A 24,623-nucleotide genomic window follows, 5' to 3' on the forward strand; every position below is an offset into this window, starting at 1 on the left:
AAAACAAAACCCCGGGAACCAACTTTTTGTTGATATCCCGGGGATTTATATGGCGGTAGCGGAGGGATTTGAACCCTCGGTACGGGGTTACCGTACACAGCATTTCGAGTGCTGCACCTTCGGCCGCTCGGACACGCTACCTCGAGTGTTAATACTAGCTTGACATGTAGGCGCCGCGCAAAATGACTCACCGTTACATCACACACAACAACACCACGGCAAGTGCGACGCTGAGAAAGCTTTAGCGCCGCTGGCGAAACCACTGCTGTAGCAAGTCAATATTTTCTTCTTCGCAAATCCCACCAACTACTTCTACTGTGTGGTTGAGCCGGGCGTCGCGCAGAACATCGCGCACAGATCCAGCTGCCCCGGCTTTTTCATCCCAAGCGCCGAACACCACGCGCGAGACCCGCGAGTTAACAATCGCTCCGGCACACATGGTGCACGGTTCAAGCGTTACCACGAGTGTACATCCGCTCAGATTCCAGCGCCCCATCACCTGGGCAGCCGCGCGTAAGGCGTTGATTTCGGCATGTCCGCACGGATCTCCATCGGCTTCACGGGTGTTCCAGCCACTTCCGATGAGAGTTCCTAATTTGCTCCCATCTGCGGACCCGGAAAAGACTAAAGCGCCTACCGGCACATCGCCAGCTTCCCCGGCGCGGCGCGCCAATTCCATAGCGTGACGCATAGCACCCATCTCAGATTCAAACATGTCTCCTATTTTATGCACGTTCCACGCGAGAAAACCGGTAGATTAGAAGTATGGAACTTCAAGTCATCAGCCACCCACTTGTGGCACATAAGCTCACTACGTTGCGTGATAAGCGCACTCCGTCTCCTGTTTTCCGCCAGTTGGTTGAAGAAATCATCATGTTGCTTTCGTATGAGGCAACTCGTGATGTTCTTACCGAACCGAAGGAAATTGAAACTCCGGTTGCCCACATGGTAGGAACCACAATGGCACATCCACGTCCGGTGGTTGTCCCGATTTTGCGTGCTGGTTTAGGCATGCTAGAGGGCATGGTTCGGGTTATTCCGGCTGCCGAAGTTGGTTTCTTGGGGATGAAGCGCGACGAGGAAACGCTTGAGGCGATCACTTATGCGAATCGGTTACCTGATGATCTCCACGATCGGCAGTGTTTTGTTCTTGATCCGATGTTAGCTACTGGCCATACATTGATTGCGTCGATTGATTATCTGCTCGAACGTGGGGCACGTGACGTAACTGCTATTTGCATTTTGGCCGCTCCGGAGGGTTTGAAGACTCTTGAGGAGCATATTGGCGATCGTGGAAACGTGCGTATTTTGGTGGCCGCAGTTGATGAGAAACTCAATGAGAAGGGCTTCATTGTCCCTGGTTTGGGTGATGCGGGCGATCGTTTGTACGGAATCGTAGACTGATATGCATTCGGGTCTTATTCCTACATTTGGCCCGCGAATTCCCGATTATTTGGGAGCAGATTGGATTGCGCGGACCGCATTCTTGAACGACGTCGACGCTGGTAGTCCAGCTGGGCGTCCGGATGTTGCGGTGCTTGTTAGTCGGGCCGACGCAGATGCTCATGTCTCGGATTCGGGTGTGGCAGCATTGTGGTTGCCTGGATTTTTAGATTCCTTCTTTCATGTAGAGCAGGCGGACGCCTGGCGTGAGGCTGGGATCGCCTTGTATGGCTTGGATTTTCGGCGGTCGGGGCGGGCGTTACGGGTGCCAAACCGGCGTGATGATCTGCGCGATTTGTTGATCCGTGAGGAAGAGATTTTTGCCGCGTTGACGCATCTGCGCGGGTGTGGGGCTCGGCAGATTGTACTGATTGGCCATTCGACGGGCGGTTTGCAAGCTGCACTGTTCGCGCACCGGCATCCAGGGGAAGTTTCAGCGGTTGTGTTGAATTCACCGTGGTTGGATCATAATGGTCCGGCTTGGCAACGCACTGTTGCGACAACCGCAATTTCGCAGCTAGCACGGGTTTCACCGTTGACGCCGATTGCGCGGTTACAGCCAGCTTATGCGCGGAGTTTGCATGTTGATTACGGTGGGGATTTTTATTTCAAGCCAATGCATAAGCCGTTGACGCCGGCTCCTGTTTTCGCTGGCTTCTTTGCGGCAGCTCGGCGGGGGCATGCCATGGTTGCTGACGGGCTCAATATTAAGGAACCTGTGTTAGTGGCCCATTCAGATGCTTCAGGTAATCCACTTAATCCATCTGCGCAAGAATTGGCTCACACAGATGTGGTGCTTAGTGTTGAAGATATGAAGCGGTTGGCGCCAACATTGGGAAAGAATGTTGAGACTTTGGAAGTCATTGGGGGCCGTCACGATTTGTCGTTGTCTGAACTTCCGGCCCGTAGCCGCTATACTCGTGATTCGATTCACTGGGCGTTGCGTCAACTTCAACGCTGATTCGCACCGCAGTGCGTAAGCGTTTACTCTTATATACGTATTATGTGCCGCGTAAGGCGGCGTACCCTGTTACTCAAAGGAGAAAAGCCGATGGGCAAGGCAAGCCGCCGAAATAAAGAAAAGAAGCCAAAGAAGGTTCGGATTCAGTTTGTGGATCGTCCTTTTGAAGGCTTGCCATTTGAACCACAGTTGGTTGCTATGCGCGAGATTTTGCCGGCTGCAACGTTGCCGGTTCGCACGGTAGCTGAGCATGGCGGTGAAGATGTGCTGTTGGTGACGTTGCTGCCGGGGATGGCTGCGGCGTTGCGCCGTAAGGATGGCATGTTGCTGGTTGCTGCACAGACAGTGATGAATTCTGGCGATGTGTCGCTAGATATTGCGGATCGTGTTCTTAAGGGTTTGGAGTTGGCGCCGGGCGAGACTTTACAGCAGGTTGATCAGCCAGTTCCCGGACCTCGGTTGCAAGACATTCTTGATCTGAGTGTTGATTCTGAGATGGTTTTGCATGAGGATTATGCCTTCTGGATTGATCCGGCTGAGTTAGAAGATCCGCAAATGCAGTCAGCTGTTGATCAGACTCGCGAGCAAATTTTGCCGACAGCTCAGGTTCCTGAGATTGCTGGGGCTTTTTGGTGCCGGATGCAACGTGAGTTTGTTCGTTGGGTTCGCCCTGAGCCAGAAGCTCACGTGTTGGATGCGTTGGCTCGGTTGCATCATGCACGCGAGCTTGGTTTCGATGGTGCTCGCTTTGTTGGTGCGTTCCGCGCGCTCGGTTTGATGATTCCAGTTTTCGAGCTGGAGGCTGGTACCGAGGCTGCGGAATTGACGACGCCAATGGCAGATTTTGCTTCGAAGTTTGAAGCTGCGTTGGCTGTTACTGATGCGTTGACGCCGGAGGAACGTCGGGCGCGTTCCGGTATTATTTCTCGCCAGGTAACTTTGCGTTAGTTTTTAGCTCGGGCGGTACAGATAACTCTACCGCCCGAGCCTTCTTATTATTTTGGTGTCCGGGTCTTGGTTATTCCGGACACTAACTATATATTTACTGTGTTTTTGGAGTAATGTTACGTATTGTGAATACCGAACAACGCGTAGCTGTCATTATTCCTGCAATGAACGAAGAGGATAGAATTGCTGCCACCATTCAGGCAGCAAAGTCAATCCCACATGTTGACCTGATCGTCGTCGTCGATGATGGATCAACTGATAGTACCCAAGATGTTGCTCGGGCGTCAGGCGCATCAGTAGCTCGTCACACAGTTAATCGTGGTAAGGCTGCTGCGATGGAAACGGGTGCAGCAGTTGTGGCTATGCGTGATGTTCCTGGAAAACCTCCACGGGCGCTATTGTTTTTGGATGCTGACTTGGCTGAGTCTGCAGTTGAATGTGCGCCACTTGTTTCGACGATTTTTGCCGGCGGCGTCGATTGCGCTATCGCCTATCTACCACCACAAGCTGGAGCCGGCGGTCACGGTATTGTGACGACGACGGGCCGCAAAGGTATCACTTATCTTACTGGATGGTCCCCTCAGCAACCATTGTCTGGCCAACGGTGTATCACTCGGGCCGCATTTGATGCGATCACTCCACTGGCCTCTGGCTGGGGTGTCGAAGTTGGTATGACTGTTGATCTTCTTGTTGCCCGGTTCACGATTCAAGAAGTCCCGTGCGATCTACGGCATCGAGTGTCCACAAATGATTTTGCGGGACAGTTACATCGCGCTGCTCAGTTACGAGGCGTTATTTGTGCTCTCATGAGCCGGATTTTGCGTGGCCACCGAGTTCAGGGTGGGGCTACCCGTCCAGTTTCAATACCCGGTAAACCTTTTAACGCCTACTCGGCATAGTTTCACCATTAGCAGTTGTTGCGCATACCGCTAAAAGCGGTCCGCCATAGGCCACTCCCATCAAGAGGATAACCAGTCCGGAGTCATTAATTGCGATGCCAACAATTACGAGGGTGATCATCGCCCAGATCGTCCACCGCTGATCGTTATCGATGTGGATCACTGGGGAGAATCTATGTGTAGCGTGTTTATGCCACAGCCACACTGCTATCGCAACAACTGCAATGATGAGCCAAACAAACCAAGGCGCTGATCCGATCATGGCCATGAGCTTACGGTAAATGACACCGAGGGCTTCGCCGTCGATCATGCTTTGGAAGAAACGTCCTAAATGCGTCCATGATTCTTCCGGACGCAACCAGTCAATGAATGCCCCACCTATTCCAGTGATCAGTGCGAGAGCTACAATCGTCACCATTGTGCGTGCAGTTAATGACCGGCCGATTACCGTAACAAAAAGCACTGCAAATGCAGCTATTAATGCGGGGACACCACCAAAGTCAGCACCTAAGGACCCCGCACCATCGAGAACAATCGCACTGGCACCTAATGCAATAACACCTGCGGGTAGTGCAATGCGTTCGTGATGGGTACGTAAAATAAGCACTGCACGGTACGTTAAATAAATCATCGAGAGTGCGAAAACAGTAAATGGCGCATTGGATAAACCATAGAAGCGTCCGCCTTGTTGGGGTTGATCGCCTAGGACTGATGAAGAATGCAGGACTGAACCGCCGATAACATCAACGCCAATAGTTAACGCAGTTATCAGCGCAACTAACGTTGCCGGATCCCGCAGGCACATACTGAGCAGAGCAACACTAACGCTCCAGGCAATCACACATGCTAAAAACGTTACCGTTGGTATCGGGGTGTTCCACCATGCAAGGAGGTTGGCCAAGAAAGATGCGGCTGGCAACATAGCAACTGTGACGCCTAAGAAGCGTGGAAGACGCGAGATATAGAATGACCGTCCGTGCCGGGCATGCCACCAGTACTGCGCCACCCACCATATGAGGAAGATTCCAGCGCATAAGCTCAGCAAAAGGTAAAATGGCCCAACGGCTGGACGTACCGCAATTGCTCGGGCGTCGTTATCTTGCAAGACTGAAACTACGGTGTCACCGTCGGCATAGCTGTGACCAGAAAAAGCGATTGCGGACCCAACAAAATCTTCAATGGGCCGGTGGCTAAGTAACGTCATCAATGCTTGCGGGATGTCGGTGAGCTGGACTAAGCCCGCATGCCGGGTGGAATTGGTATATGCCACTGATGCTGGCGTAACATCTGGGCCAAGGATGGTGAAGAACTGTAGGCGAGCTGTTCGCGGGTCTGAGTCGGCAACTGAGGCAACAATAACTGTTGTTTGTGGATCAATAGTGGCAAGGAGATCTCCCAGAGCAGTATCAATCTCGGCAATTTGGGTGCGAGCTTGAGGGGTGCGCGGGGCCGGCGGAGCGAATGCGGCTCGTAAATCGTCCCACATTCCTTTGCTTTTAGTGCGCGGCGATTGGTGGGAATTCGTCACGTGGCCTAGATCGATCAGGACGAGGTTGGCGTCTGCCACTTGTTGGTAGTCTGCTCTGGCTTGAGTGGCAACTCCGTTGTGGTATTCGGTGTTGATATGGTGACGGCCAGGCAAGGCAGTATTTGCCGAGGATCGGAGCGCGAGCGCAGCACCTGAGCCTACTGTGCCAACTCGTATTCCACGCTGAGCGAGTTCATCACCGAAGGTTGTTGTTCCGGGGGTAAATGGGGATTGTTCTTCAGCTTTTATGCGAGCAGTTTCTACTGTTGCCGGAAGGATTCCTTGCGCGGATGCCGTAACGGGTTGCGCGCAACCATCAGCGATTGGGTCAGCAGCGCGCACGCCTTGGCTTATCGTTAACCATCCAGCATTCGGGCAGGTGGTAACGCCTAAAGTTTTAACGACGAGGTTTGCTGACGCGCCTTGGTTAACAAGACGGGCAAGGGTGGGGGTGTTGTGGGCTGAGATATCCGCCCATGTCACTCCGCTGAATCCCACAAATACTGTTTTGTGGGCGGGCCCAACGGTGAGTGAACCGGCATTGTTAATGTGCTGTCCGCGCCAGGCGGGGGCATATAGCACTCCCACTAATATGATCGCGATGGCAACGACGGTTGCCCACCATCGTCGTTTTGTCTTAGTTGGATGGTCCATCAGTTACGCACCCGAACGTTGAGCGCGTTGGGAACGATTCGCGCACGGATATGATTGGCGTAGCCAAGCACGTCACCATCGACTTGGACAGGGTGGGATTGTTCGGTTTCTAAAGTGGCTTCCCGGATGCGGTGGATATCGAGATCGCCTTGGGCTGGAACTCCCGGAATATCAACTTTTTTGATCCCCATACCGCGAAGTCCGGTACGGCGGAGGAGATCTACCCAGCCGATGATTCCGGCGCGTGTATCAACTACTGCTAGTTCCATCCAGCCGTCGTCTGTTTTGCTGGTGGAATCGAAGACGAGGCCACCAACGAGTTCGCCACAGTTGAGAAACATGACGGTTCGAGCATCTGTTGTTACTGGTGTGGTGGCACTGCCGACGCTGATGGTGGCAGTCATTTTCGGGGCTAAAATATGTGGCATGGCCGCTTTGAAATAGGCTGGCCAGCCGATGATTTCTTTAAGTTTTTTGTTCGCGTCAGCTTCTGCCATGATTGCTGCGTCTAGTCCCATTCCAGCGTTGACGACAAAAACATAACGTCCGATCGTGGCTGATTTTAGGTCCTCATGTTTGGTTGATTGTGGTGAGGGAGCGTGAGCTTTTTTAACTTCTAGAACGCCGACGTCGATTTTGCGATTTATTCCAGTGAGTGCGATGACGGCGAGTTCCCGCACGTCGTCGAGTGGCAGGTTGAGGTTTCGAGCAAGTACGTTGCCAGTTCCTACTGGTATGAGCCCTAATGGAATATTCGTGTTGGTTAGTCCTTCAGCTACTACTCGTACAGTTCCATCTCCGCCGGCGGCAATAATGACGGCGGCCTGTGCATCGATGGCAGCTTGGGTTTGACTCACTCCTGGGTCTTCCGCAGTTGTTTCTAGCCAGATTGGTTCGCCGAGAGAGGCATCGTGAGCAGTGCGGGCGATGGCTTCCCGGATTTCTTCCCAGTTGGCTTTTTTGGTGGGATTGTAAATGACGTAAGGCGGGCCTTGACGGGTTGTTGATGTATGCGGGTTCGTTTCAGTATCACGCATAGTGGTGGTACGCCGGCGTTCTATCATCATCGTTCGGATAGTACGACGATTTCGTAGCATACCCAGAAGGGCAACCACTGCGATAATGAAGGTGGCTACCCAAAGAATTAAATCCCAATCCATAGGGTTAAGTTTACTCGATGTGTGCCACTGCATGAGCAGGCATTGTCTCAATGATCAGTCACCATTAGGAAGGCTGGCCGGAAAAGCACTATTCTTATAGTCATGATCGATATTCGTACCCTTCGTGAGAATCCTGAGGCCGTGCGTGCCTCCCAGCAGGCCCGTGGCGATGATCCAGCGCTTGTTGATGCTGTCCTTGCCGCAGACGAAAAGCGCCGAGCTACCCAGCAGGCCTTTGAAGATTTGCGCGCCCAACAAAAGAATCTGTCTCGTACTATTGGCAAGGCTTCTGCAGAAGAACGCCCAGCTATTCTTGCTCAGGCTAAGGAGATGTCTGAGCAAGTTAAGGCGTTAGAAGCTGAGGCTAATACGGCTGCGGAGCAGTTCCAGGCTGCTATGTATAAGATCGCTAACCCAATTTTGCCGGGCGTTCCTGCCGGTGGCGAAGATGATTATGAAGTGTTGCGTGAGGTTGGCACGATTCCGGATTTTGCGCAGCGCGGATTTGAGCCGAAGGATCATCTGGATGTGGCTGAAGGCTTGGGCGCGGTTGATATGGAGCGTGGAACGAAGGTTTCTGGTTCCCGGTTCTACTATTTGAAGGGTATCGGCGCTCGCTTGGAGTTGGCGTTGCTTACGATGGCTGCTGATCAGGCGGAAGCTCATGGTTTCACCTTGATGAATACGCCAACATTAGTTCGTCCAGAAGTCATGGGTGGCACTGGTTTCTTGGGTGCTCACTCGGATGAGATTTACTATTTGCCTGCTGACGATCTTTACTTGACGGGAACATCTGAAGTAGCTTTGGCTGGTTATCATTCGAATGAGATTGTGGATTTGAGTGCTGGCCCGAAGCGGTATGCTGGCTGGTCTACCTGTTACCGGCGTGAAGCTGGCTCGTATGGTCGTGATACTCGTGGAATTATTCGTGTTCACCAGTTCAACAAGGTTGAAATGTTTTCTTTCTGTGCTGAAGAGGATGCTGTGGAAGAACATCAGCGGTTCTTAGCATGGGAAGAGGAGATGATTAATAAGGTGGAATTACCGTATCGGGTAATTAACACTGCGGCTGGGGATCTTGGTTCATCAGCGGCTCAAAAGTTTGATTGTGAAGCTTGGTTGCCGACGCAGAATCGTTATATGGAAGTGACGTCGACGTCGAATTGTACGACCTTCCAAGCCCGCCGTCTTGGTATCCGGGAACGTTTTGCGGGTGCTACCCGGGCAGTTGCTACGTTAAATGGTACGTTGGCAACGACTCGGTGGTTGGTGGCTATGTTAGAAAACCACCAGCAGCCTGATGGTTCTCTTTATATTCCTGCGGCGTTGCGTCCATATTTGGGTGGCCGGGAATTAGTAAGCCCGATTGGTTCTGGTCAGTAACGTGACTGGTGTGGATTTTGCGCGGTCCGGGAGTAGTGCTCCCGGACCGCTACCCTATTTTACTGAGGCATTAGCGCAACGGCAGTTACCTTCAGCTGGCCCACAGTTAATGGTTGCCCTAGATATTGATGGCACAACGATTCGTCATGATACGTCTCTTTCGCCGCGGGTTCGGGATGCGATTCATGCTCATCTTGATGCTGGGACACATCTCGTGTTCGCTACCGGCCGGGGTATTACTGGCACTCAGATTGCGCTGGCCGATGTTGGTTTTAATCGTGGGATTACGGTGATGTGCAATGGGGCAGTGACTGCCTCAGTTGGGGGCGAATTACCAGATTCGGTCACTACCGCGTTGCCTGATTTTTTAGACGATGACGGGCCAGTGTATCGGCTAGTCGAAGCGCATACGTTTAATCCGCGGCGCGAGATTGAGGTTCTGTCTGCCGGATTACCAGATGACGTGTGGTATGCGTTAGAGACGCTAGATGAACCGACCCGTGTGACGTATCCATTTCCCGCAGATGAGCTATCGGGGCCGAGCCGGCTTGTCTCGATTGACGAATTAGCCTCTGATCAAGCTACTCGACTAACCGTGCGGGCAGCCAAAATGAGTGCTCATGAACTGTTAGAGGCAGTTAACCAGCTAGGTTTGCGTGGTGTGGAGTATGCCGTTGGCTGGTCTGCCTGGATGGATATTACTCCGGAAGGGGTTTCGAAGGCATCCGCGTTGGAGTCAGTTCGCCGGCGTTGGGGTATCGATCTGGCGCACACCGTGTGTGTTGGCGATTCTGGTAACGATGTGGACATGTTGGCGTGGGCTGGCTTAGGAATTGCGATGGGTAACGCGCCGGATTACGTTCGCGATTATGCTGACGCGTTCACTGATCACGTTGACGACGACGGGTGCGCTGCTGTCCTTGAGTCTCTCTTGCCGTGAGGGACGCTGGGCAGCTTGCCCGGCGATCATGGCTGATAGGGCCGGCAAGGCGATATATAGGCCTTCTTTGATCATTATTGCGCCCGAATCGTTAATCGGTACGGCAACAAGAATACCTACTGCAATCCCGATAGCTACCGGAATGAAACCATATCCAGAGGTTAGGGTGTGTAGTGAAGAAAGATGGATACCTGAGACGTTATTCAAGTAGCGGGTGGCATAGATGGCAAGCACACCAGCGATCAGGAATAACGCGATAAGGATAAGCAGATCTGGCCGGCCTACAAAAGAGCGGGTCACGTCACGGATTTTTCCACCGATAATCGCCCAGCTTTCTGCGGTTCCAAACTTTGCCCAGAAACGACCGATATGTGATTCGCCGCCACGGCGAGCATCAACAAAACCGACTGCTCCCATCACAGCTACCGTGCTAGCAACCCACACAAGCAGATGCCACCATCGTAATTTTTTCCGTGTGATCACAAGGATCGCAACACCAAAACCGGCGATAAGTCCAGGTGGGCCACCAAAATCGGCACCCCATAGCGGGATAGCGTCGATGGCAACTGCAATAACCCCGATAGTGGCGAATACCCAGGTGGAAACGCGGGTATCGTCGTCGATTGCACGCCGTAACTGAAGCCAGTTAATGATCAATAACGAGCCTACTAAGCCGCCCACAACCAAAATCAAGTAGGTACGGTTAGAGATGCCGTAGTAGCGCCGGGAAGTCAAAATGAGTGACCCCATAAATCCATTGCGTTGATGTGGCGAACCGGCAATAATATCGATGCTGAGCACACTGAACGCTACAAGGGCTATAAATCCGGCGCGATGCACACTCAGGTGTGAGATAGCAACAAGAGCCACGGCAATCAAAGATGTTATGCCGATTGCCCATGCCTGCATTGCGCCAGGCCCGCCAGGCAAATCCCACCACGGTAAGAAGTTCAGGATGAAGGCGGCAGGCACCCAAGCAAAAGCCCACAAGTTAACCTGTTCAAGAACAGACCAGATTTTGCGTGGCGCGCCCCAGCGGTGTCCTTGCGGGCCGGGTTGGGCGAGGAAGCACAGGAGCACTCCGGCGATTCCGATAAGAACTACCATGTTGAAGAATTGATACCATTTGGCCGACGATGACGCCGCCGTGTAGGCGTGGTGTGCCACATCAAGAACTGGAACCATTGCGGCAGTTAACGATGGCTTACTTTCAGTGCGTAGCCCCGAATAGTTGCCGGTGATGAGGTTTCGTACGTCGGCAATGGTGATGAACCCGGTGGCGCGCGTAAGGTCGGAATGGATTGTGGCGGGGCCGCTAGCGCCGTCGATATCTATATTGGTGGCGAAGAAGTGCAGGTGGGCACGGCGCCATTGGTCTCCGAGGGAGGCGATAATAACTTTTCGTGGATGGTCACTATGCTTGTTTGCGGTGAGGATGTTGATAAGTTTTTGTTCCACGAAGGTGTGCTGGGTGGCAACATCGAGGTTTCGTGGGGCTCCGCGGATGGAGCCGATATCAACAACGACGTCGGCCGGAACTGTATCTAATATCCGGGTAAGTTCTGTTTGGGATTTTTCTTGGTTTTCGGCAAAACCGGCGTCAGGTAGCGGGTACCAGTGATCCACTGTGCCGTCTTTGCTGGCCACTGGAATTACTGCGTTGCGTCCAATAGCTGTGACGTTCTCGGAAAATAGTGGTTTATCAGGCCATTGAGTTTGTCCCAAGCGCCCCGCAAAGTTACGAATATGTACTGGGGCGTGGTCAGCATCTATCGATGCTGGATCTTCAATAATGCTCGCCGGGTAGCATTCGTCACCGGAGGAGACAACGAAGGATTCTGGCAGACGGTCAGAAACATCACGTGAGGTACGTAACTGCATCCATCCTTCGGAAGGACACGTGAGAGTGGACACTGATCGGGGGGTTAAAGCCGCTACCGAGTAATCGTCTAGCAATCTGGAAAGAGCTGGATTGCTCAGGTCGATATCGGCTGGTTTAACTCCTGCCATACCGATGAAAAGTACGGAATCACGGGAAGAAGTCGGCGCCGTCGTTGATAAAGCTGAAGCTAAAACACCAGTACTGACTATGCCAATAACGCCTAGTATCCCAACTAGTATGGCAATCAAACGAGCACGCACGTCCACCCCTTCAAACGGTTCCTTATTCCATACTAGAGCAAAATTCTTCCGTACCAGTTTTTACTTGAGAGACAATTCCCTTACAATAATGAGAGCGTTAAGTTTCCTGCAGGTTTCTTGAGGCTAAGGAGAGTTGTCAGAGCGGCCGAATGAGCTGGTCTTGAAAACCAGTATGCAGTAACCCTGCATCAAGGGTTCGAATCCCTTACTCTCCGCTGGTTATCACGGTACACACTCTGAATTGGTGAAAACTTTTTCAGACCGGTATGGTGGACAACCTGGAGACATGGCTGAGTGGTCGAAAGCGCTCCCCTGCTAAGGGAGTAGTCGCCTAAAAGCGGCTCGAGGGTTCAAATCCCTCTGTCTCCGCCAAAACCCCGGCAGAAGTATCTGCCGGGGTTTTATTATTTGCTAGGCCCACAACCCCAGTCTACCGATCCGATTAGCCCGGTTAGTGTGAACCGTCATCCCCTGCCAGCAGGGAACCCTACACAAAATCTCGCCAGACGGGACAGCAGTACTCTATATGATACTGCTGTGCCGAATCCCGAGATTTTGCGCGCGTCAAATTACTGGATTTAGCTCACAGCTTGGTAGGGATGCATTCTCTACCACGCTGTGTCTATATTTAGCAATGGCGACGATACGCGTGTATCACTTAAGCGAGACTATGAAGGAGCTAGCTATGACTGAGCAGACCTCAAACCCAGTAACCCCTGTTAAGCCTCCCTATATCGACCAGGTTCTTCCGGATGTTTATAACGCGATGGAGGGTGTCGCGGTGGCATTAGGTAAGGCCTATGATGATGTCGACCTTCCGCGCACTCTTGTTGAGCTTGCTTATTTGCGGGCTTCGCAGCTCAATGGGTGCGCAACGTGCTTGTCTGTTCATGTACCGCGGGCATTGCAGGCCGGAGTTTCGCAGTGTCAGATCGACATGTTGCCGGCATGGCGTCACTCTCAGCGGGTATTTTCTGATCAGGAGATCATGGCGATCCGGTTAGCGGAAACAATTACTCGGCTTCCGGAAGATGCTGATTACAGTGCGCTAATCGGTGAAGCACTATCGGTTTTCACTAAAGAACAGCTTGTCGCTTTGGAGTGGGGAATTATCTCCATTAATGCTTTTAACCGGGTGTCAGTGGTGTCCCAACACCCAACTCGGAAGTACCCAAAGAACTAGTCGTTCCTTTTTGGTCCTGCGAGGGCGTACCGTTTTCACTTGTGAAATACGGTACGCCTTTTTATTTGTATCTACTTATTTGTCTTTATTTTCAATAGGACGTATATTTTCGAGGAAATGACCACAAGATGTTGAATAAACATTCTTTTCGATAATTGACTAATATCTACTATGTTCCTGTATTAGCAAAAAATTCATTATATTTTAGCGATATATATAGTAACATTTACGCATTTTCCATAAATATAGGGAGTCTGTATGAAATGCAATAAACGCCTCGTTGGCACGGCTTTGGGGCTGTGTCTTTTAACGTCATCGTTGCAGACTGGAATAATTGATGTTTTTCGGAACACAATTGACTGCTCATGCGGCTGTTGTTCAAGATGATAGTCAACAACAAGTTGTCCCACAAGAAGTGAAAGATTATCTAGCCCAAAAGATCAATTGGAGAACTCAACACTTGCCCCCAAGAGGAAAATTGATGTCGCAACAGTGCAAGAGTACCTCGTAAAAGGCATTTCTGAGATGCAAGGTGCCATCGTTTTTATGGTGACTGCGATCTTTCCGATAAAGCAATCGCTCCCCTTATTTATAGCTATCCCTATGGTTCGCTGATTAAGCATGTTGCTGGCGAATGGAAAGTTGACAAAGAAGAAACCTCTTTCGAAAAGGGGTTATATAAGCATACTGTGCGGTTTGCTTACCTTGTGAAGAAAGACGATGCGATCCGCGCCGATCAGCGTATTGATGAAATCGCTCAGTATTTGACTGCTAAGCTCAAGGACCAAAAGGACGCATCTAAATCAGGTGACAGCGAGGATTATCGCAAAGCTCGACTCATCCATGATTACATCATTAAAAACGTTGAACCAGAAGCAGACGATAAGACCTCTAGCGGACAGTATTATGTTGACTCTGCTGAGGGCGACGGCAAGAAGTATGAAATCCACTCCCTCGAAGCTGGATTGTTCGCCCATAAAGGCGTCTGCCAAACGTATGCCATCATGTTTGATCGTATTGCTTCTCGAATGGGGCTAGACACTCGTTACATTCGTGGCAAGAAGACCTTTGGTTACTATGCCGAAGACGATACTCGAGCAAAGGAACGCATTGAGAAGCAGATTGAAGCCGGTAGGAAGATCGCGGCTAAAGGCGGACGCTGGCCAGATGCTAACCATTCATGGAACCAAGTAAAAATTGATGGGCAGTGGTACCACCTCGATCTGACGGTTGACGCTGTTGCTGCACGTGTAGCCTATAAGTACACGTATGGCGGATTCTTGCTCACAGATGAGGAGTTTGGAAAGCCTGCGTCGTGGTGGCTTGGCGTTTTCAACAATAAGAGCTACTACACATACGTAGACGTTATGTGGAACCAGAGCGAGGCTCAACCAGCAACCACGCCAATGAACTTCGGTTCATTATTCAACGCGAAACATTTTTCACGCCCGATATTGCCTCACCTAGACGGAAAATACCATCCATTAGGTAGCTTTAACGATTTGACTCAAGGCACCATTTCTACTCATACCACTTCTGAGCAAGCACAACCAGTGACCCAGATTGTCTCTGCGTACGGGGCTGACGAAAAGGCGGAGATAGCTGCTGGCACATCAGCAGATGAGTTACTAAAGCTTCTCAAGGTACAGGGAATCACTACCCAGACTCAAGCAGAATATGTTCTTGGCACGATTGAAGATTCTCCAGTGTCACTCGAAACACCCGATGAATGGACTGCGGTCAAGGATACAATTGACTCACAGGTCGATCTTCATTCAGTAGCTGAAAATGGCGCCAAACTTACAATCCCAGTAGCTGTTGTTAAACCGGGAACGGAATCTCACGCGCTAGCCCGTATCCAGGCGAAGAATGGCAGCGCACATATCGATCAGATTCATCCACAAGGCGAGAGCTATGACGAACGAGTGGATAAAGATGCCTATGAGGCACAGCGTAAAGTTGCCGAGGCAACAATCCTTTCTGATATTACATCTTCTTATACAGACGGTGACACCAACACATCAACCATTCACGTCTCTGTTCAAGGACTAGATACCATCAAGCTCGATACTCCTGGCGAATACCCGGTAGTCGTGGTTGCTCAGGGTAAAGATGGCTTGTGGACGAAGCTTGATTACCAGGTCGTCGTCGACGAAAAACAACGCCCAAGTAGCGTAACGATTACCACCAAGGATAATGCGGACGTGTTGAACGTTGCCTCGGATACCAAATATTATGTTGATCCGTCATCGTTCCATAGCTTCTTAGGTAAACGCGAAGGCGTTAACTTAATTGCCAAGCGCACCAATTCATTCGGGCTAACGTCCCAGGTCGACGAAACTATCTCTTTCGTTGATTCCGCCGGCAAAGAGTGGCCACACAACGAAAGCGAAGATATATTTATCGACGCTGATGGCAACCGGTTGTTTAACGACATAAAGATGGTTGACCTGGTTCGTAAAGCAGGTTCATACCGGATTAAAGTAACCGCTCAGTACGCTCAAGAAGCCCCGAAGGTTCGTTACATCACCGTCAATATTACGAATGGCGACGATCAGGCATCTGAGGCAGCACAGCATGAGGCTATTATGACCGTTGACCGGCTTGAGAATCTTTCGATGACGTCGAAGATCAAGTATGAGAATGAAATTCGGGAGCTTTCTTCGGCAAGCGCTATTGCTGATGTTGTTAAGCGAGCTACGAATGATCTCTCAGAAAAGACGTCTGTTTCATACATTGTGGAACACGTTGACAAGGAAACTGGTCAAGCTCTCACTTACCCAGTGAAGAAAATCGACTTCGTTGGGGCTACGGTAAAAGAGCAGGCCGACAGCTATCTTTTGAGCAAGGGACACCTGGTTGATCTGACAGAACAAGAGCTGCGGTTAACTGGCGGAGGTCAAAAGATTACTTTCACGTATTCGCGTCAGGCTGATCCGGCAAACCAGACCGATACTGTAGCAGAATAAGCCAACTATAATCACAAATATCACGGTGGGGAGCAGGCCGATTTTACAGTACTATAGGAATGTATTTCCTCGCAAATGAGAAACGACAACCTATTATGATAACTTTCGCTATTTTAGCCATTATCGGTACCGCAATTATTCTTCTTTCAGTGATTTTGATGGCGTCTTTGACCTCATTATTCCTGATGATTTCTTAGGTTTTCCGCTTCTGCTATCTGCTGGTTTAGCATTCACGCTGATTGGGTGTTCTGGCGCCATCGCTATGGGTAGTGGAGCACGTGGCGGTACGGTTTATGCCGTTATTTGCGTTGTGACGATTATTGGACTATTAATTTTTGCCAGGTTTTACCGGCTGTTAGCTTCTGCGGCGAAAAAGTCCGAGATTGAAGAATCAGTTGTTGGAAAAGAATTTATTGTTGTTTCGACGATGGACAACATTGTTCGTGGCACAGTACGTTTTCGTGGATCCGACGTTGAATTCTTAGCTCATGCACCGCACGATGAAACTAGTATCGCACCTGGCGATAAGTTCACTGTTTTATCTGATGTTCGCCCCTACATTACAATTACCCGCATTGACGAATGCCTAAAGAAGACACTGTCACTGTTTGAAAAGAAAGACTATGGACATTATGGAAGCTATTTTACTTCTACCCCGTTTTTGTTGCGCTAGCAATTATCGCCGTGCTAGCTGCACTCCACCTTCTTGTTTCTCGCCTACGAATCGCTGGCCCTGATGAGGCTCTTGTTATTTCCGGTGCTGGGGAATCTGGGGCGATGAAAATTGTTCCTCCGGGTGGCAAAGTTTTTGTTGTGCCGATTTTGCAGAGCACTTCTAAGATTTCGTTGGAAGCCTACAAGATTCCGTTGTGATTGACTGCCTTGACCGGTCCACAATTCCACTCGATATTGAAGCAGTGGCAATGGTCAAGATTGGTCGTCGAACTCATCGATTCGGGCTGCATCAGAACGTTTCAATGGCCGTCAAGAAACACTGCCAGACTCCGTCGTCGAAGTTCTTTCCGGAACTCTACGTTCGGTCGCTGGCCGATTGTCTGTATCGGAACTTATTTCTGATCGTGAAACGTTCTCCAGCCAGGTCGCGCAAGGCGCCGAAGAAGATCTCGCACGTATGGGCATCCCTGTTGATACGCTACAAATCAAAGATATCTCGGATAAAAACGACTACATCATGGCGTTAAGTGCCCCAGAAGCACAACGAGTCTCACGTATTGCGCGCGTAGCAACGGCAGAAAATGAGACGCAGGCAAACGAAGCTGAAGCTGAATCAAAGCGTAAGATCGCTGAACAGAACAAGGATCTGGAAGTCTACCAGGCCGAAATGAAGCGCATGACGATGGAAGCCCGGGCGATTGCGGATGCGGCTGAGCCGATCGAACGCGCGAAGCAAGAAAAGCTGATTACGTTGCGCGAGCAGGAAGTCGCCGAGCAAAAGGCTGTTTTGAAGGAACGCGAACTGGAAGCCAGCGTTCGCAAACCGGCTGATGCGGAACGTTACCGCGTTGAGGTTCAAACTGAGGCTCGCAAGGTTGAGGCCGTGTTGAAGGCAGAAGCCGATGCGGAAGCAATCAAGAAGACCGGTAATGCTCAAGCAGAAGCAAGCAAGGCTCTTGGTTTGGCGCAGGCAGAAGCAGACAAGGCTCAAGGTTTGGCACGTGCTGAGGCCGACAAGGCTCAAGGTTTGGCAGAAGCAACTGCGATGGACGCCAAGGCGTACGAATGCATCGATAAGATGACCGTCATTTCAACCGATGGCACAACCGCCCTCACCCGTGGAGTGACCAACAACGTCAGCCAGCTCAACGAAGTTATCAACGATCTGTTAGGCATCAACTTGGGAACGCTCACCAGCGGAATCTTGCAATCCACCAAGCTATTCCAAACAGAAGATCATCAGGCCGAGACAGAGGGCCATGATGCTGAGCTATCCGCCCCGAAAACCGGGCTGGATGAGGAGTAACTTTCTGTTTCTGCTAGACCATCTGGAGAAAAGGATTGACAGTTGACATACGCCAAAATATGATGGGTGTGTAACTGATTTCTCAGTAAGCTCTACCATGTTTGTAGAGTTGAATGCTCCACCGGTTTCCGGTTTTATATTCGGGCTGTGTTTTTCAACACGGCCCGAATATTTTTGCCATAATAGTGTCATGTCTGATGTTATTAATTTTCGTGTAGGTATTGATGTTGGCACTAATTCAGTGGGTTTAGCCGCTATAGAAATTGGGCCAGATAATTTGCCGTCGAAAATCCTTAATTCTGTAGTTTTTACGCATGATGGTGGCGTGGATCCACAAAATCGCAAAACAGCAGCGACTCGGTTAGCTGTCTCGGGAGTGGCCCGTCGAACACGTAGACTCATTCGACGGAGAAAACAACGTCTCCGTGCTCTTGATGTTTTCCTACAATCCCATGGATATCCTTGCCCAAACCTTGAAGAGTTCGACGATCCTCACTTTCCGTGGCATGCTCGCGCTCAACTGGTTTCTGAGCCTGTTGCACAAGAAGAACTACCTGAACTTTTTTCCGTTGCGATACGGCATATAGCCCGCCATCGGGGATGGCGTAATCCTTATTCACGAGTAGAATCACTGCATCTGCCAACACCGCCTTCAGAGGAATTGAATAACCTCAAAAATAGACTGATTGAAGAAACCGGAGTCGTACTAGATGAAGATGCGACACCTGCAGAAATAATCACTGAAGTTATCTCAGATATGCGAAAGATACGTGGTCCTGAAGGAATCCTCGGTGGAAAACTTCGCCAGTCAGATAACGCAAATGAGATTCGTAAAATTGGCGAAGTTCAAGGATTGGATTCCTCTTTTATTAATGACGTTATTGATCATGTGTTCGCTGCCGAATCTCCTAAAGGAAGTTCCGCAAAACGTGCCGGGAAGGATGAACTTCCAGGCCAGCACGACAAGTTCCGTGCCGAAAAGGCGCATCCTGCATTCCAGGAGTTCCGAATTGTTTCAGTAGTAGCAAATCTACGTATCAAAGATCTTGAGACAGGAAGTATCCGTAAGCTTACCCGCGATGAGATGGATACAGTTGTTACATATTTAATGAATGCTTCTGCTGAAGATTCTGTTACATGGGATGACGTTGCTACCAAATTAGAGATTTCTAGAGATTGTTTATCTGGAACAGCTTCACCTGGCCCAGATGGTGATCGCCCTTATTTGATCCCACCAACTAACACAACAAATCAACGCATACTTGAGTCTAAGCTAAAACCGCTTATTGCTTTTTGGAAGAATGCAGATCTAGATACTCGGTCTACACTGATTAACGAGATGTCGAATTCATCAGAGATTACCGATGATTCCCCAGGAGCAGAAGAAGTTCATGACTTCTTGACTTCTTTAGCAGACACAGAATTAGAAAAACTATCAACAATTAGTCTTCCCGCCGGAAGAGCGGCTTATTCGGTAGATTCACTTCAACGCTTGTCTCGGCGGATGCTTAACGATGGCGTTGATCTTTTCACCGCACGCAAATTAGAGTTTGATGTGCCTGATGATTGGCGCCCATCAGCTGCCCCTATAGGCGATCCAGTTGGCAATCCTGGAGTTGATAGAGTTCTTAAAATTGTTAACCGCTGGTTAATGAATGTTACCGACAAATGGGGAGTTCCAGCCACAGTAAATATCGAGCATATTCGCGGTGGATTTGGTTCCGAAGCTATGGCTCGTGAATATGAACGTGAAGTTGGACAGCGCTTCAAGCGCAATCAAATGATTATCGCCAAAATACAAAAAGATAATGACATTAGTGGACCTGTCCGTTCCGCAGATATTACCCGCTACTTGGCCGTTAAGCGCCAAAATGGGGCATGCGCGTATTGTGGTACAACTATTTCTCTGGGAACTTGCGAAATGGATCATATTGTTCCACGAAAGGGACAAGGCTCTACAAATAGTCGATCCAATTTATTGGCTACCTGCCGTTCTTGTAACCATAGCAAGGGAAATAGGTTGTTTAACTTATGGGCTAAAGAACAGAACAACCCTAATATCTCATTTGAAAAAGCAAAGGATAGAATCACGTTCTGGATTAAGGATGACGGCTTATCACCAAAACAATGGAACCAGTTTAAGCGTGATATCATTATGCGACTTGGTCGAGTTACCGAAGATGACGAACTTGATTCACGCTCTATCGAATCAGTTGCTTGGATGGCGAGAGAGCTTCGCCATCGTATTGAGTCTCATTATTTGTCTACAGGTTCCGATACAAAAGTTAACGTTTTTAAGGGAATGATAACGTCAGAAGCTCGCAAGGCTTCTGGCTTTGAAATGCAAGTAGAGATGATAGGCGATCGTGGAAAAACACGATTGGATCGACGTCATCATGCTATGGATGCTTGCACTATCGCACTAATGTCTCCTTATGTTGCACAGGTGTTGGCTGAGCGCATTAATTTACGAGAGTACCAGCAACTTACTCGTGAACGATTCACCTGGAAAGAGTACCGAGGAAAGGATGAAACTCATCGTATTTCCTATGGTAAGTGGCTTAACTCTATGAATCGTCTGTTAGTTCTGTTCAACGAGGCACTGCGCTCTGATTCGATTCCAATTATGGAAGATCTTCGTTTACGTCTTGGAAATGGTACTGCTCATGATGCCACTATCCATAAGTTTGGCAAGAAACGCCTTGGTGACGCATGGTCATTCGAAGATATCGACAAGGCTTCAACCCCACAAATGTGGCTAGCATTAACTCGTTGTTCTGATTTTGACCAAAAGGATGGTCTTCCAGAAAATCCTGAGCGAACTATACGAGTCAAAGATGTCTACTATACTGCTGATGATGAACTGGAGTTGTTCCGAACTAAGGCAGCACTACTTTCGGTACGCGGAGGTTATGCAGAAATTGGTAATACTATTCACCATGCTCGCATTTACCGTATCAACGGAAAGAAGATCTCCTATGCGATGGTACGAGTTTTCGCAGTAGATCTTCATAAACACCGCCATGAGGATTTATTTAATGTTGTCCTTCCTCCGGAATCTATTTCAATAAGAACTGCTGCGCCAAAAATTAAGCAGGCATTGGCTGATGGAACTGCTGAGTATCTTGGTTGGGTTGTTGCTGGGGATGAAATTGAAATCATTCCGTCAGATCCTAAGGCCTTCGCCAAAGGCGCTATAGGTGAATTATTTGAGGATTTCCCTGGGTTGACACGTTTTAAGCTAGTTGGATTCGACTCTCCTTCAAAACTACGTTTGCGACCAGTCAAGCTTTCTAGCGAAGGCCTCAATGACAACTTTACTTCAGGTAGCCACGACATTATTGCTAAAGCTGGGTGGCGTCCAGAAATCAATGTCGTATTTAGCAAAGCTCAAGTACGCGTCATCCGAAGAACTACTTTAGGAAACATTCGGAATACCAGTAGTTCACATCTTCCATCATCATGGCAGGTCTAACTACTGAAAGATGGAGGTCCTTGGACTTTAGTCAGTTCAGGGGCTCTATCTCAGCTGTTCGTGGAGCGTTGTCGGTTAAAAATGATGAATTAGATCTGACTGTCCCAACAGCTGATGTTAGTGTCGTTCTTATTGGCGTTGGCACAAAACTATCTGCCGGAGCTATGCACCGTCTCTTAGAAGATGATGTTGCAGTTATTTTTTGTGATTGGAAGGGCGTTCCCTATGGTGGTTCTTTTGGATGGAGCGATCATAGCCGAGTAGGTGCTCGCCATCGTGCCCAAGCTTCTCTCTCGGAGCCAAAAAGAAAATCGACCTGGGCTCGTATCGTAAAGGCAAAAATTTTAGGTCAAGCGGCCGTGCTTGACTACTGTTCACGTCCCGGGGGCTCCTTACTGCGTAACCTATCAAAAAATGTACGATCTGGTGATACTTCTAATGTTGAAGGTCAAGCGGCAAGATCTTATTGGCAATATTTGTGGGGTGATGAAGGATTTAAACGGCAGCCGGGAATACGGGATCAAGTTCTTCCAAGTAACTCAATGCTTGACTACGGTTATACAATTCTTAGAGGTCACGCGATACGGGCGGTTTTTAGCGCAGGTTTATCGCCAACTATTGGGTTGTTTCATCATGGGCGTTCCAATTATTTTGCACTTGCAGATGACATTATTGAGCCATTTCGCCCTGCGATAGATGCGTGTATCGCATCAGAGTTTTCCGGTGAATCAATTGAAAGTCCTGACATTCGCAGAGCTATCGTTGAGGTTGCACATTCCACTTTCGGACAGACTGGGAATTCCATTCCAACTGAAATGACAGCTCTTGCTCAACGTTTAGGACAATTAATCGAAGGGGATCCACAGAAGCTATTGGTTAATGTGTGGTCGCCTATTATGACCTTAGGCATCACAGATGAGTAGTGATCCCATGTGGTGTCTTGTAATGTTTGACTTACCAACGAAAACAGCTTCACAAAAACGTGAGTATTCGTCATTTCGAAATTATTTGTTAGATATTGGTTTTTCTCGTGTGCAATATAGTGTTTACGTACACTACTCCCCCACAGGGCTTATTGGTACTCGTCTAGTCAAGGGAATCAAAGCTAATCTTCCGCCTGGTGGCGAGGTTAGGATTGTTCACATCAGCGATAGACAATGGTCCAAAGCATTTCGTTTTGCTAATGCAATTGAAGAAAAACCAGAAGAAGCTCCCCAGCAATTAATGATTTTTTAGTGTTTGGGGCACCATTTTTTGTTGAAATAGTGCCCCAAACACTAACTCCTTAAGTCTATCAAGGAGTTATGTAACTGACTCCCAGCCCTCGATTTTAGCTGCTCTGGCATCGTCTAAGTCTATCAAGGAGTTATGTAACTGACTCCCAGCCCTGAACAGCTCCATGCGAATACTCGATTAAGTCTATCAAGGAGTTATGTAACTGACTCCCAGCACGCCACCCTGGCTTACTGAACGTGCCGTAAGTCTATCAAGGAGTTATGTAACTGACTCCCAGCGCTGCGGCGCGAACCAGAAGCAGAAGCTTAAGTCTATCAAGGAGTTATGTAACTGACTCCCAGCCTGGCCTTGCACTTGTTGCATTTCGATCTAAGTCTATCAAGGAGTTATGTAACTGACTCCCAGCCGCGGTATCTGGGAAATCCCGGACGTTGTAAGTCTATCAAGGAGTTATGTAACTGACTCCCAGCCTAACGATAACAGGATCGGCAAAGCCCATAAGTCTATCAAGGAGTTATGTAACTGACTCCCAGCCACTCTTTCAGGCATCGCACAAAAGTTCTAAGTCTATCAAGGAGTTATGTAACTGACTCCCAGCTAGAAGAAGCTATCGAACAGATTGGCGCTAAGTCTATCAAGGAGTTATGTAACTGACTCCCAGCGGCGAAAATAGTTAGGTTTACAGCGTCTTAAGTCTATCAAGGAGTTATGTAACTGACTCCCAGCCTATTCTAGGGGTTCCACGCGTGATACTTAAGTCTATCAAGGAGTTATGTAACTGACTCCCAGCAACCGCAACAAATCAACGAAAAGGCGCGTAAGCCCCTTAAGGAATTACGCAGCCAGATCCCAACACTAGCGAAGATACATTCTTGGAACGCCCCAACCAAATCGCTCCTATTTTCAAGCACAATCATCTTCTTTTCAAGCGCAATTATCTTCGCGCTTGGTGTAAATTTTATTTGGAACTCATATACGTTCCGAGCAATTGTAGCTCGGCTGACGGTATGAGTTTTCTGTTTTCTAAATTAACTCCAAGTGAACGCCCTTAACCCCAAGCAAACACCGCCTTTGGTCTTAGTTTACTTTCTCAATGTTCCCGATTCTAATACGATCATCACGCCTACCCACCCTGCCGACATAGTGGATACCGGTTTCTCAATGCGGCACTCTTCCTTTGTGCATTATTAAATGCGTTATGGATTTATATTCTCTTTCAAAGGCTTCACTACAAGGAGACAAATCGCTTCCCGCTACATTGCGGGAGCAGCTGAGTCGCATCTTGTTGATGTAGAATCGTTGCAAAATTACTCAAGGTTTGAACAATCAATTGGTTTATTTAATGCTTGACCAGTCAGCCAGATAAAGGGGCTAAGAGCCATGTCAAATAGGTCATTTTTATGCGATGCAGAGCAACAGCCTTTGCCAGACGGTGAAAACGGCAAGTGTGGCAGGTGTCGTTTATTGATGACGATGGCATGCTGTTGTTTGACAATGGCGGTGTCACTTTCGATAAGAAAACAGCGTTCTCATTGTTCCGTTCTTTTCCCCATGATTTTACGCAAGAACAGATAGAAATTATTAAAAGGCAGTTGCCGCACTGGTATGACTTCTTTTCTGATCGCTTATAAAACGCCTTAACATCCCCCACAGCAAGCCGAGATATCGATCAATACACGAAGACCATACCGATACCCGAGCTACGATTGCTCGGCTCAGTA

The 24,623-nt window shown here is 49.2% G+C and carries 19 protein-coding genes, 3 tRNA genes and 1 CRISPR repeat array; of the genes, 17 read left to right on the forward strand and 5 right to left on the reverse strand.

From position 1 onward, the window contains the following. Positions 1 to 50: 50 nt before the first annotated feature. Both HC352_RS08590 and tadA read right to left on the reverse strand, forming a co-directional pair. Positions 51 to 141 (reverse strand) — tRNA-Ser (locus HC352_RS08590). 100 nt (positions 142 to 241) lie between these two features. Then, positions 242 to 715 (reverse strand): tRNA adenosine(34) deaminase TadA, encoded by a 474-nt coding sequence (gene tadA, locus HC352_RS08595; protein WP_247645193.1) that lies wholly within the window; start codon positions 713 to 715, stop codon positions 242 to 244. A 50-nt stretch (positions 716 to 765) separates the two neighbouring features. Between tadA and upp the strand changes: the two genes are divergently transcribed. The 4 genes from upp to HC352_RS08615 all read left to right on the forward strand — a co-directional run bounded on the left by upp (position 766) and on the right by HC352_RS08615 (position 4,251). Further along, the gene (gene upp, locus HC352_RS08600; protein WP_168918475.1) at positions 766 to 1,404 is read left to right on the forward strand and encodes a uracil phosphoribosyltransferase; all 639 of its coding nucleotides are present in this window, start codon (positions 766 to 768) and stop codon (positions 1,402 to 1,404) included. A 1-nt stretch (position 1,405) separates the two neighbouring features. Continuing rightward, positions 1,406 to 2,404 (forward strand): alpha/beta hydrolase, encoded by a 999-nt coding sequence (locus HC352_RS08605; RefSeq protein ID WP_168918476.1) that lies wholly within the window; start codon positions 1,406 to 1,408, stop codon positions 2,402 to 2,404. A 90-nt stretch (positions 2,405 to 2,494) separates the two neighbouring features. Further along, entirely contained in the window at positions 2,495 to 3,352 is an 858-nt protein-coding gene (locus tag HC352_RS08610; protein ID WP_168918477.1) for a DUF5926 family protein, read from the forward strand. 113 nt (positions 3,353 to 3,465) lie between these two features. Further along, positions 3,466 to 4,251, forward strand: coding sequence for a glycosyltransferase family 2 protein (locus HC352_RS08615; protein ID WP_168918478.1), 786 nt, complete (start codon positions 3,466 to 3,468; stop codon positions 4,249 to 4,251). On the opposite strand, the gene HC352_RS08620 is transcribed toward HC352_RS08615, so the two are convergent. Next, complete coding sequence (locus HC352_RS08620; RefSeq protein ID WP_168918479.1) at positions 4,232 to 6,433, reverse strand: alkaline phosphatase family protein; 2,202 nt, start codon at positions 6,431 to 6,433, stop codon at positions 4,232 to 4,234. The two genes, HC352_RS08615 and HC352_RS08620, sit on opposite strands and share 20 nt — an antisense overlap. Further along, complete coding sequence (locus HC352_RS08625) at positions 6,433 to 7,593, reverse strand: diacylglycerol/lipid kinase family protein (protein WP_168918480.1); 1,161 nt, start codon at positions 7,591 to 7,593, stop codon at positions 6,433 to 6,435. The genes HC352_RS08620 and HC352_RS08625 overlap by 1 nt, the downstream gene beginning before the upstream one ends. 102 nt (positions 7,594 to 7,695) lie before the next feature. On the opposite strand from HC352_RS08625, the gene serS reads away from it, so the two are divergent. Both serS and HC352_RS08635 read left to right on the forward strand, forming a co-directional pair. Beyond that, a complete protein-coding gene (serS, locus tag HC352_RS08630) occupies positions 7,696 to 8,976 on the forward strand; it encodes a serine--tRNA ligase (RefSeq protein ID WP_168918481.1) in 1,281 nt (426 codons plus the stop codon). Further along, entirely contained in the window at positions 8,960 to 9,916 is a 957-nt protein-coding gene (locus HC352_RS08635) for an HAD family hydrolase (RefSeq protein ID WP_247645194.1), read from the forward strand. The genes serS and HC352_RS08635 overlap by 17 nt, the downstream gene beginning before the upstream one ends. Here HC352_RS08635 and HC352_RS08640 read toward each other — a convergent pair. Then, positions 9,803 to 12,058 (reverse strand): hypothetical protein, encoded by a 2,256-nt coding sequence (locus HC352_RS08640; RefSeq protein WP_168918482.1) that lies wholly within the window; start codon positions 12,056 to 12,058, stop codon positions 9,803 to 9,805. The genes HC352_RS08635 and HC352_RS08640 overlap by 114 nt on opposite strands. 127 nt (positions 12,059 to 12,185) lie before the next feature. Here HC352_RS08640 and HC352_RS08645 point away from each other — a divergent pair. The 11 genes from HC352_RS08645 to HC352_RS08695 all read left to right on the forward strand — a co-directional run bounded on the left by HC352_RS08645 (position 12,186) and on the right by HC352_RS08695 (position 24,533). Beyond that, positions 12,186 to 12,273 (forward strand) — tRNA-Ser (locus tag HC352_RS08645). A gap of 65 nt (positions 12,274 to 12,338) precedes the next feature. Beyond that, positions 12,339 to 12,430: transfer RNA gene (locus HC352_RS08650), tRNA-Ser, on the forward strand. Positions 12,431 to 12,743: 313 nt separating this feature from the next. Then, complete coding sequence (locus HC352_RS08655; RefSeq protein WP_168918483.1) at positions 12,744 to 13,241, forward strand: carboxymuconolactone decarboxylase family protein; 498 nt, start codon at positions 12,744 to 12,746, stop codon at positions 13,239 to 13,241. Between the two features lie 707 nt (positions 13,242 to 13,948). Continuing rightward, a complete protein-coding gene (locus HC352_RS08660; RefSeq protein WP_168918484.1) occupies positions 13,949 to 16,210 on the forward strand; it encodes a transglutaminase domain-containing protein in 2,262 nt (753 codons plus the stop codon). A 262-nt stretch (positions 16,211 to 16,472) separates the two neighbouring features. Then, entirely contained in the window at positions 16,473 to 16,883 is a 411-nt protein-coding gene (locus tag HC352_RS08665) for an NfeD family protein (protein ID WP_168918485.1), read from the forward strand. Positions 16,884 to 16,894: 11 nt separating this feature from the next. Beyond that, on the forward strand, positions 16,895 to 17,083 hold the full coding sequence (locus HC352_RS08670) for a hypothetical protein (RefSeq protein WP_168918486.1): 189 nt from the start codon (positions 16,895 to 16,897) through the stop codon (positions 17,081 to 17,083). Positions 17,084 to 17,162: 79 nt separating this feature from the next. Continuing rightward, positions 17,163 to 18,191 (forward strand): SPFH domain-containing protein, encoded by a 1,029-nt coding sequence (locus tag HC352_RS08675; RefSeq protein ID WP_256367969.1) that lies wholly within the window; start codon positions 17,163 to 17,165, stop codon positions 18,189 to 18,191. Positions 18,192 to 18,381: 190 nt separating this feature from the next. Continuing rightward, positions 18,382 to 21,666: a type II CRISPR RNA-guided endonuclease Cas9 gene (gene cas9, locus HC352_RS08680; protein ID WP_168918488.1), complete on the forward strand. Its 3,285-nt coding sequence runs from the start codon at positions 18,382 to 18,384 to the stop codon at positions 21,664 to 21,666. Between the two features lie 20 nt (positions 21,667 to 21,686). After that, complete coding sequence (gene cas1 / locus HC352_RS08685) at positions 21,687 to 22,589, forward strand: type II CRISPR-associated endonuclease Cas1 (protein WP_369801240.1); 903 nt, start codon at positions 21,687 to 21,689, stop codon at positions 22,587 to 22,589. Further along, a complete protein-coding gene (cas2, locus tag HC352_RS08690; RefSeq protein ID WP_168918490.1) occupies positions 22,582 to 22,902 on the forward strand; it encodes a CRISPR-associated endonuclease Cas2 in 321 nt (106 codons plus the stop codon). Before cas1 ends, cas2 begins: the two co-directional genes overlap by 8 nt. 50 nt (positions 22,903 to 22,952) lie before the next feature. Then, positions 22,953 to 23,692: a CRISPR direct-repeat array (repeat unit 36 nt; unit sequence TAAGTCTATCAAGGAGTTATGTAACTGACTCCCAGC). Positions 23,693 to 24,347: 655 nt separating this feature from the next. Next, complete coding sequence (locus HC352_RS08695; RefSeq protein WP_440130161.1) at positions 24,348 to 24,533, forward strand: DUF7675 family protein; 186 nt, start codon at positions 24,348 to 24,350, stop codon at positions 24,531 to 24,533. Positions 24,534 to 24,623 lie beyond the last annotated feature (90 nt).

The sequence above is a fragment of the Arcanobacterium buesumense genome (assembly GCF_012563545.1).
Taxonomy (GTDB): domain Bacteria; phylum Actinomycetota; class Actinomycetes; order Actinomycetales; family Actinomycetaceae; genus Arcanobacterium; species Arcanobacterium buesumense.